Raw genomic sequence first — 9907 nt, 5'->3', positions numbered from 1 at the left:
ACGCCGGAAAAAGCAAAGGAAGATCTCGCGTCGCTGAGCTATACGGGCGATCAGGTCAAGACGGCTGCGAAGTAATAAGAAGTGTTTGGGAGGGTGCTCCGGCATTCCTCCAGGTTGAGGCATTGCGCTTTTAGCTGACCGATTGACCGGTGCTACMTSCCGGACGGCTACGTCCAGGCGCTGGCGACGCCCAACGGCGGCACGATCAGCGGGCAGAACGTCAGCCTGGACATCGACGGACAACTGCGTAACAGCGGCCAGATCACGGCCGGGGACCTGCTGCAGGTGAAGGCGGGCAGCCTGGACCTGAGCCCGAACGTGGTGGACATCGGCACGAATGCGTACAAGGCGCAGGGCGGCTGGAATGTGGTGACGGGCACGGTGGTGCAGCCGGGCGGGTTCCTGTCGGCGATGCGCATGGACATCGACGCCGGCACGATCCACGCGGTGAACGACGCGTTCCGGATCACCCGAGCCGACGGCACCGTGGACGAGGAAGCCAGCGCGGCGCTGGTGGCGCAACTGAAGGAGAGCCTCGGGCTGAACTACACCGAGGACACGCTCCAGGACGACATCCACACCCGGTTTATCAAGGAAAAGAAGGGCTTCGGCATCATCGGCCAGATTGTGGCGATGGTCGCGGCGGTGGCGATCTCGATTGTTACGGCTGGGGCGGGGGCGGTTGTTGTCACAGCGGCATTTGGTGCGACGTTTGCCGGTTCCGTGATGGGCGTYGCGCTATCGGCGGCGATCTCCGGCTTGGTTGCCGGTACGTTGTCCAGCATGGTGACGCAGGTCATTACCACGGGCTCGCTCAACCTCGGCGCCGCGCTGAAAGCGGGCGCGGTATCCGGCCTAACGGCCGGCCTGACCCAAGGCGCGATGGGAGCTTTGGACCTCAGCTCTCCCGGGGTGGCAAGCTTTGGCGACAATATTGCCAAGGGCGACTGGACCGCTGTGCAGGCGAACTTGGGGAGTTATGTCGAAGCAAGCGTAGTCCGCTCGGCGATCAGCGCGGGCGTGAACACCGTGGCCTATGGCGGAAGCTTTGGGCAGGCGTTCGTGGGTGGGCTGGTAAGGGATGCGGCAGCAGTTGGGGCCAACGCCGTGGGAGTAAGCGCGCCGGGCATTGGCATGCCGGGCTCGGACTCCTCGACGATCCTGACCAATGTRTTGGGACATGCGCTGGTGGGGTGTGCTGCGCAGGGCCTKACRGGTGGTGAYTGYGCAGGAGGCGCRATYGGYGGCGCGGCGAGTGCYATTGCGGCCCCATTGATTCGGGACGARGTCTACGCGGGCAGCAATGTCGTCAACTACAGCGATGACAAGGTTCGGCAGGCWCTGACGGTTGGGCTTGCGACGCTGATTGGAGGAGCGACTGGCGCGCTATTGGGCGCCGATGTTACCTCCGCCGGGATGGCAGCGCAGAATGAGGCGCTGAACAATGCGACGAGCGGTTCAAAGAAGCCAACGGTTCCTGACGAAGTGCGCAAACTGCTTGAGCAGCAGCGGCGTGCGTTTGGTCAGGCAGGCACGGTCCCCAATTCGGGCAACGGAGTCGCGCCCCCGATGGTTGGGCCGAGCCCGTTGGTCCTTGGCGGTGCGAAGGGCGGTGCACCGAACTTCATCGTTTCGTCAGGAGGGACTGTCTACCCAGTTCCCAACGGCGCAACCGGTCCCACCCCAGTCTTGAACCCAGGGGGCAATCAAACCGGCGTAGCGTTCACGGGAGGGGCGGGCGGTGAAAATGGGAAAGTTTCAACGATACGGATTATGGATCCGACTCAACCGAGGGGGGCGAGTCCGGGCTATCCGGATGGATATGTAAAATATGAAAACTCGGCTCAGCCAAAGCCGCAAGGAGTTGATCCATATACTGGAAAAACTTTGCCGAATTCACAGTCGCATTTTCCAATAACGAAGTGAGGAAAATATTATGCCGAGCGCGCTTTCGATTCTCGTCGGTAAAAAAATTGTTGAAATTGACATGACTCCACAGGACGGTGGAGTCATGTTTGAGGAGGGTATAACTTTAAATATATATAATAGTTATGAGGTAACTTTCAAGGATCCAGAGCGCTCGCCGTTAACTGGCTCGATCGTTGTGAGGGTTGAGGAAACTACGGAAGAAGCGATCATTGTCCTAGATAATGGTGTTTGCGTGAAGGTCGCGTTAACGAGCGATGCTTATTTCGGCCCTGAGGCAATGCAACTTCGCGTTCCAGGAAAATCAATTGTTATTTGGAGTTGACGCTCACTGCCTTAAGCTCAGTTTCCTTCTTCGTGCCATGCGCAAGTTCCAAAAAAAGACAGACTGGCGCGCTGTTGGGGCGTGACGTAACTTCCGCCGGGTTGGCTGCGCAAAAATGAGGCGCTGAACAATGCGACGAGCGGCAGCCGAAAGCCCGGCACGCCGGACGAGATTCGCAAGTTCCTCGACAAGGAGCGGGCAGCATTTGGGCAGACGCGCTCCACTACTGGTAACGGTCTGGCCGATGCACCGGTGGTGTCGCCGAGTCCACAGGTACTCGGCGGGGCTCGCAGCCCGGTGCCGGTCTACAATGCCCAAGGCGCGGCAAGAGCGGCGGCGAATAGTGGAAACTGGTCGGATGGCTCGTTAAGCCAAACAATACAGAATATTGCGGGATCGAATGCGCAAGTCACATACACCACATCTGGAAAAACCGTCTATACGAATCCGTCTGCCGGTGCGTCCGTGGTTTATGATAACGCCGGTAATTATTTCCGCGTTCAAAGTTCAACGGGACAATATTAAGATAAGAGTGGGAGCCAAATCCCCAACAACGTTCCATTGGTTGGAAATGGAAAGACGACGCAAACGGGTGTCCCTTCGGGGGTGAGAAATGGATTGACGCATTTCAAAAATGATGATGCGCGTAAATAACTGGAGACGATTTCGATGAAAATGCAAGAATCGACGTTTTCGGTCGCTGCAGGTGCGGGAAGTGAATCGGAGCCAAATGCTAATTCATTTCGGCTCTCTGGGTTGTCGTCAGAGTGGTTATTTTCCTCTGATTTTTGGCRCGATCTCAATGTGGAAATAGGGACAATATTCGATCAATTTGAGGAAGATGAGGTCGATTCATCGGTTACAGAGAAGGTTGCGAATTATCTATGGAAAAGGATTGATATGTTGATTGTGAATCCAATTTATAAAATAGAATTCGTACGTGGTTGGACCTCCTCAAATGAGCCTCTGATCGAAGCTGTTGAGCGGGACCAACTAATTTTTGAATTAAAAGGGCTTCATACTTTCCTTGTGGAATCTTTGGTAAGGCCTCAACGGGTACTATTTTCCCTCTGATCAGCGATTATATTTGTCGCCGTACTGATGGCAGTATTGCGGTGTTTTTTATGCCAGAGTGATGAATCTTTCCCGCAGGGGGCGGAGGGGTCGAAAAGGGTCTTTCGGCCTAACGTTTCAGGGAACCCAAAGTGATGATGCAGACCCTCAGCTTTGTGCGCGTTTCTGGGGAAACGAAGTACGTACGCAGTTCGCCGTCGATGGGCCTGATGGTTGGTCGCGTCGTGCTGGAACTGGAAACGCCGGAAAAAGCAAAAGAGGATCTCTCGTCGCTGAGCTATACGGGCGATCAGGTCAAGACGGCCGCGAAGTAACAGAAGTCGTTGGGAGGATGCTGGCTTCGGCATCCTCCACGGTAAGCCTTGGCACACCCCCAAAAAATGGCGTTAAATAAACAAATCTCCACTCCCTCCAGGCCCCGCCATGCCTGCCAGCGCCAGCCCCATCGCCCGCTGCTTTGCCCAGCGCTACGCGGAAGCCCGTCAGAAATTCCTCACCGCAGCGCGCCAGGCCGGCGCCACGCTGACTGAATTCCCCCATCCCACCGAGACCGGTAGCGAAGGCGAGGTGCTCGCCATTGACGTGGCGTGGATTGGCCCCGCTGATGCGCTGCGCGTATTAATGATCACTTCCGGCACCCACGGCGCCGAAGGGTTTTGYGGATCSGGTGCSCARGTGGCSTTGCTGGGCGATACCGCGCTCCAYGCCGAGTGCCGYCAGGCCGGCTWTGCGYTGTTGTTCGTGCATGCGGTGAATCCGTACGGATTTTCGCACCTGCGGCGGGTCAATGAGGACAACGTTGACCTGAATCGCAATTTCATGGATTTCGATCAACCGCTGCCGACGAACGCGCCGTATGCGGAGGTGGCCCCATTGTTGCTGCCGGCGCAGTGGCCGGCGTCGGACGCGGATCAGGCCGCGCTGATGAAGATTGCGGCCGAGCGTGGGATGGGGTGGTATCAGGCGGCGGTCAGCGCCGGGCAGTATCACGATCCGGGCGGGCTCTTTTTCGGTGGGCAGGAGCCGGCCTGGAGCAACTACACGTTGCGGCGCATTCTGGCCCGCTTCGGCGCGGACCGGCAGGTGCTGCGCTGGATCGATATCCACACCGGYCTCGGSCCGTGGGGCTATGGCGAGCCGATCTATATGGGGCCRGACGAGCCCGCGCAAATCGCCAAGGCCCGCGAGATCTGGGGAGCGGGTGTGACGTCGATCTATGACGGCTCGTCGACGTCGGCAAACCTCACGGGGCTGGCGTGGCAGGCGGTGCCGCAGACGCTGGGCAGCATCGACTATGCGGGTATCGCGCTCGAATTCGGCACGCTGCCRCTGGCGGAGGTTCTCGATGCGCTGCGCGGCGACCACTGGCTCCATCGCCACCCCGAGGCTGACGAGAACCAGCGCGCGCTGATCAAGCTTGCGGTCTGGCGGGCGTTTTATGGGGACGCCGATGACTGGCGCGACGGCGTTGTCGCGCAGGTGCTGGAGGCGGTGCGGAAGGGCGTSGGCGTGGCCTAGCGGCGTATTGGCAAGCTACGCCTGCGCACCACTCTGTTCCACCAGCCAATTCCGGAACGAGCGYGCCGCCGCCGGCTCCACGCGGTCGCGCGGCCAGACCGCGTAGTAGCCGCCGCCCAGCGAGGCGCTTGCATCGCAGGCCCGCACCAGCACGCCGGCATCCAGGCAGTTGTCGATCATGTGCCGCCAGCCGAGCACGATGCCCTGGCCCTCGATGGCCATCTGCACGAGCACCGGATAGGCGTTGACCACCAGTTCATGTTCGATGCGCGGATCGCGCAGGCCATTGCGGGTAAGCCACGTSGGCCATGACATCCACTGCCGCTGGGCGTCCTCCAGCACCAGAAGCGTCTCCTTCGGCAGGTCAGCCACGGCCAGCTTGCGGCCGYGCAGGTAGCTGGGCGCGCACACGGGGAAGACCTCCTCGTCGTAGAGCCGCCGCGCGGCCAGGCCGCTCGGGGCACCTTCGCGCAGGTAGTAGAGGGCGATATCGAAGTCCGTGCCGGCCAGCGAGGCCAGGCTGTCGTTGACGATGAGTCGCACGCGGTAGTCGGGATGCTGCGCGCGGAACGCGGCGAGCCGGGGCGCCAGCCACAGCACCGCCACGCCGGACGAGCAGGCCACCGACAGCTCGACGTGCCCCTTGCGCTTCATCACGTCTTCCGTGGCCTCGGCGCAGGCCACCAGCAGGCGCTGCACCTGCTCTGCGTACTGCTGGCCGGCCACGGTCAGCCGCAGCGCGCGTGGTTCGCGCACGAACAGCTTCTTGCCGAGAAAGCGCTCGAGTTGCGCCACCTGGCGGCTGATGGCGCTTTGGGTGAGATGGAGTTCAGTGGCCGCGCGCGTGAAGCTGCCGTGGCGCATGGTCGATTCGAAGGCGACCAGGCAGGGCAGGGGCGGCAGGGGTGWGATGCGCATGGGGGAACGAAAACATGGCGGCAGGAGCCGCCATGATAAGTCCCACGCCGGGCGGCGACACGTTTTACCGTTCGTCCCCCGAGTCTTGCACTAGCGAGGTGCCTGATGCACCCGGCCGGCCTGCATGACGAGCCCGATGCGGGCATCGGGGCCGGCCAGCACGCCGATATCGGTGAGCGGGTCGCCATCGACGGCGATCAGGTCGGCCAGCGCGCCGGCGCGTACCGTGCCGAGTTCCCCGTCGCGCTGGAGGATGGCGGCGGCGATGGAGGTAGCCGAGCGAATCGCCTCRAGGTTGCCGAGCAGTTCCGCGCGGATGCGGAATTCCTCGGACTGGTACTGGTGCATTTCCCCGAGCAGGTCCGAGCCGAAGCCCATCTGCACGCCGGCTTCGGCGTAGATGGCCAGCGAATCGCGTCCGGCCTGGCGCACGGTTTCGATCTTGGCGACCGAGTCGGCAGGCAGACCGAGGCGTGCGCCGTCGCGCGCCAGCGCGTCGTAGGTGATCAGGGTGGGCACGACGAAGGCGCCGTGCTCGCGCATCACGCGGGCCGCGGCAGCATCGACGAGATTGCCGTGCTCGATGGTCCGCACGCCGCAGCGCACGGCGCGGGTGATGGCGCGGCCCGTGTAGGCATGGGCCATCACGTATGTCTGGGCCGCCTCGGCTTCGGCCACGATGGCGCGGATCTCGTCCTCGCTGTACTGCGTGTTGCCGATGGGGTCGGTCGGCGATGCCACACCGCCCGAGGCCATGATCTTGATCTGCGTGGCGCCTTTCTGGATTTCCTCGCGCACAGCGAGGCGCACGGCATCGACCCCATCCGCCACGCGGGCGATGGCCCCGGCACGGAAGGCGCACGAGCAGGGCTCGAGCGTGTCCGAACGCGGCCGGAAGTCGCCATGACCGCCAGTCTGCGAGAGCGCCTTGCCGGACGGGAAGATGCGCGGCCCCGGAATCAGCCCGGTCGCCACGGCCTGCGAGAGGCCCCAGTCCGCACCGCCCGCATCGCGCACCGTGGTGAAGCCGCGCTCGAGCATGCCCTGCATGATCGGCATGGCGCGGAAGGCCACCAGCACGTTGGGCTGCACGGCGTTCACGCCGAGGTTGGCCAGCGAGGCCAGCACGTGCACGTGGCAGTCGATCAGGCCCGGCATCACGGTCTTGCCGGTCACGTCGATCACGGTGGCCTGCGGCGCGTGGATGGGCGTGGCCGAGACTTCGACGATCCGTTCGCCGTCGATCAGGACATCATGGCGCGGCAGCACCGTGCCGCGTGCGGGGTCGAGGACGTTGCCGCCCTGGAGCAGGATTTGAGTCATGAGGCTGTAGCGGAAAGACTTCCGTTCAATGCTTGCGAAGATAGGCGGGCTCGCGCACCAGACGCGTGCCGACGAAGCTGATGGCGGCGGCAATCATCACGTAGAAGGCCGGTGCCATCGTGCTGCCCGTGGTGGCGATCAGCCACGTGATGAAGAACGAGGCGAAGCCGCCGAAGATCGTCACGGCCATGTTGTAGGCCACGGAAAGTCCCGTGGACAGCACCTTGGCCGGGAACAGCTCCGAGAAGGCGGCCAGGATCGGGCCGGTATAGGTGGCGATCAGCACACCGAACACCACCTGGAACACCAGCAGCGAGGCCAGCCCCGGGGCGTGGTTGATGTAGGCGAACATCGGCCAGGCCAGCACGAAGATCAGCGCGGCGGCGCCGGAGAGCAGCCCACGGCGGCCGATGCGGTCCGCCAGCAGGCCGACGATGGGCGCGAACACCATGATCGCCATGCCCCCGGCCATGCCGGCGACAAAGCCGGTGGATTGCGGCACCTTCAGCACCTTCACGGCGTAGGTCGGCATGTAGAACAGCAGCACGTAGGTGCAGACCGTCCACAGGATCACCATCGAGAAGCTGGCGGCGGTCTGGCGCGGGTAGTCGCGCAGCACCTCGGTCAGCGGCGAGTCGGTCTTGTCGGTGGTCTCGCGGAAGGTGGGCGTTTCCTCCAGGTGATGGCGGATGTAGTAGCCCACGGGGCCGATCACCATGCCCAGCAGGAACGGCAGGCGCCAGCCCCAGCTATTGAGCGCCTCGGTGCTCAGGGAGGCCGTGACGAAAGTGCCTACGGCGGCGCCGAGCAGCACGGCCACGCCGATACTGGCCTGGATCCAGCTCGAGTAATAGGCACGCTGGTTTTCCGGCGCGTATTCGGTCAGGAAGGCGGTGGCGCCGCCCATCTCGCCGCCGGCGGAGAAGCCCTGCATGAGCCGGGCCACCACGATCAGCAGCGGCGCGAACAGGCCGATCTGGTCATAGGTGGGGGCGATGCCGATCAGCGTGGTGCCCAGCGCCATCAGCAGGATGGTCAGCGAGAGCGCGGCCTTGCGGCCCACGCGGTCGGCGTAGATGCCGAGGATGATGCCGCCCACGGGGCGCATGAAGAAGCCCACGCCGAAGGTGGCCACGGCCAGCAGCAGCGAAGTCAGTTCGTCGCCGGTGGGGAAGAACAGCTTGGCGATGATCACGGCGAAGAAGCTGTACACCGTGAAATCGAACCATTCGAGCCCGTTGCCGATCACCGTGGCGATGATGGCGCGGCGTCGCTGGCTGGCGCCGACACGGGGTTGGTCGGCCGCGTAGGCGGGGGCGCTGGCTTGCATGTCTCTCTCTCCCTTTTATGGCAGTTCAGGCCGATGTTAGGGGCGCCGCGATGACGCGAGAAACGAAATCTGCGCATGCGGCCATGACGTCAGCGCATGCATGGGCTGTGCCAGCCCCTCCCAGGTTCATTGTAGGACGGCTTGTTATCGCGCCCGCTGGTGTAGTACAACGCCTCCGGGGACCCGAGCCCGAAATCGCCCATCATGAAGCTGCCGCCTTCGACCCGGATCAGATCCTTGAGCACCTTGCGCTTCAGCTTCGCTATGCGTTCCTCCATGCTGCCTTCCGTCAAAGCCAGCAACTCTGCTGTCAATGCCGAAGGCTGATGCAAGGTYGGCGCSTTTTCGCGCGGRTTCTTCGACATGATGGGCTGGCGTGGTGGCTGGACATCGGTCAACGCCGTACCTTGCACTTGAGTACCCCAAAAGAGGAGCGTCAACGCGGCAGCAATGGATCCTATCGTTCTGAAGTGCATTCAAACCTCGCTGAGTGTCATTGCGGCTGTGCTACAGCGCGGTCGATGTTTGCCACACAGCGAACAGTGTGCGATACGTTGAATCCCGGCCCGATGACACCCGTGAAACTGTCCTTTTTCGTGATTATGGGATCCYGCTTAAAGCGCTTGATATTGAGGCCAGAGATATAGTCGCCCCCCGAATATCCCCGGATCGAACGCAAGGTTCCGGTAGGTGGCCCTTTCGGACCATGCTCGGGGCTGATGCGGTACCAGTCCTCGTCATACCAGTCCTGCATCCATTCCCATCCGTTGGCGTTCATGTCATAGAGTCCGAGCGGATTGGGCGGGAAGATCCCGACCGGGAACAGCATGGCCCGGAGGGCATAGGAAGGTTCATGAGGGCGGGTCCGAACCACCGGCCTGAGCTTTTCCTTTTGCTCATCGGAAGCCATGTTGCGGCCCTTGTCCATATGCCCGTTGTCCGTCGCCCAGAGGAAGTTCTGGCCACGGCTACGCGCGGCATACTCCCATTGCGCCTCGGTTGGCAGACCGAAGGGCACGCCGGTCTGCTTGCCTAGCCACTCGCAATAGTCCCTCGCCTGCTGCCAGTACATGCCGGCCGGGACCAGCGGATGGCGGTAGACACCCGGCGGCAATGAACGGCCCGGTCTCGGCTCCATTCCCGCCCGGGGTCGCCCGGTGGCGTCGGCGAACACGTCGTACTCGGCATAGGTGGTCTTGAACCGGGCAAGGTTGTAACCCGTCAGCGTGACTTTGAAGGGCGGTTTGTTATCGAGTCCGCTCGTGTAGTACAACCCCTCCGGGGTCCACCCGAGCCCGAAATCGCCCATCATGAAGCTGCCGCCTTCGACCCGGATCAGGTCCTTCAGCACCTTGCGCTTGAGCTTCGCTACGCGTTCCTCGATGCTGCCTTCCGTCAAGGCCAGCAGCTCAGCTGTGAGTGCCGGAGGCTGCTGCAAGATCGGCGCGTCCTCGCCCGGGTCTTCCGACATGATGGGCTGGCGTGGTGGCTGG

9 protein-coding genes and 1 pseudogene are annotated in these 9907 nt (G+C 62.5%); 5 read left to right on the top strand and 5 right to left on the bottom strand.

Annotation, left to right across the window (positions count from 1 at the left end; all coding sequences use genetic code 11):
• Positions 1-321 precede the first annotated feature (321 nt).
• From AB4Z27_RS27760 to AB4Z27_RS27740, 5 genes and pseudogenes are all read left to right on the top strand, one after another.
• Complete coding sequence (locus AB4Z27_RS27760) at positions 322-1926, top strand: DUF637 domain-containing protein (RefSeq protein WP_441645794.1); 1605 nt, start codon at positions 322-324, stop codon at positions 1924-1926.
• A 10-nt stretch (positions 1927-1936) separates the two neighbouring features.
• Positions 1937-2251: a hypothetical protein gene (locus tag AB4Z27_RS27755; protein ID WP_143093919.1), complete on the top strand. Its 315-nt coding sequence runs from the start codon at positions 1937-1939 to the stop codon at positions 2249-2251.
• A 669-nt stretch (positions 2252-2920) separates the two neighbouring features.
• Entirely contained in the window at positions 2921-3325 is a 405-nt protein-coding gene (locus AB4Z27_RS27750) for a hypothetical protein (protein ID WP_441645793.1), read from the top strand.
• Positions 3326-3465: 140 nt separating this feature from the next.
• Positions 3466-3639 (top strand): annotated as a pseudogene (locus AB4Z27_RS27745) (DUF2846 domain-containing protein); the annotation flags it as partial.
• A 109-nt stretch (positions 3640-3748) separates the two neighbouring features.
• Positions 3749-4843, top strand: a complete 1095-nt coding sequence (locus tag AB4Z27_RS27740; RefSeq protein WP_441645792.1) for a M14 family metallopeptidase — start codon at positions 3749-3751, stop codon at positions 4841-4843.
• 15 nt (positions 4844-4858) lie between these two features.
• Here AB4Z27_RS27740 and AB4Z27_RS27735 read toward each other — a convergent pair whose 3' ends face one another.
• The 5 genes from AB4Z27_RS27735 to AB4Z27_RS27715 all read right to left on the bottom strand — a co-directional run.
• Complete coding sequence (locus AB4Z27_RS27735) at positions 4859-5761, bottom strand: LysR substrate-binding domain-containing protein (protein ID WP_441645791.1); 903 nt, start codon at positions 5759-5761, stop codon at positions 4859-4861.
• Positions 5762-5851: 90 nt separating this feature from the next.
• Entirely contained in the window at positions 5852-7084 is a 1233-nt protein-coding gene (locus AB4Z27_RS27730; protein ID WP_092297504.1) for a metal-dependent hydrolase family protein, read from the bottom strand.
• A gap of 25 nt (positions 7085-7109) precedes the next feature.
• Positions 7110-8414, bottom strand: a complete 1305-nt coding sequence (locus AB4Z27_RS27725) for an MFS transporter (RefSeq protein WP_092297507.1) — start codon at positions 8412-8414, stop codon at positions 7110-7112.
• Positions 8415-8503: 89 nt separating this feature from the next.
• Entirely contained in the window at positions 8504-8746 is a 243-nt protein-coding gene (locus AB4Z27_RS27720) for a hypothetical protein (protein WP_441645790.1), read from the bottom strand.
• Positions 8747-8907: 161 nt separating this feature from the next.
• On the bottom strand, positions 8908-9907 hold a 1000-nt coding region (locus AB4Z27_RS27715; protein ID WP_441645789.1), incomplete at its 5' end, for a formylglycine-generating enzyme family protein.

The organism is Cupriavidus sp. KB_39 (assembly GCF_052114485.1).
Lineage (GTDB): Bacteria > Pseudomonadota > Gammaproteobacteria > Burkholderiales > Burkholderiaceae > Cupriavidus.
The sequence above is the reverse complement of the archived record's forward strand: the minus strand, read 5'-3'. Positions and strand labels throughout refer to the sequence as shown.

What these genes read in the sequence shown, in the direction of transcription:
- AB4Z27_RS27755 (WP_143093919.1), top strand. Translation starts at nt 1,937, where the DNA reads ATGCCGAGCGCGCTTTCGATTCTCGTCGGTAAAAAAATTGTTGAAATT.
- AB4Z27_RS27725 (WP_092297507.1), bottom strand. Translation starts at nt 8,414, where the DNA reads ATGCAAGCCAGCGCCCCCGCCTACGCGGCCGACCAACCCCGTGTCGGC.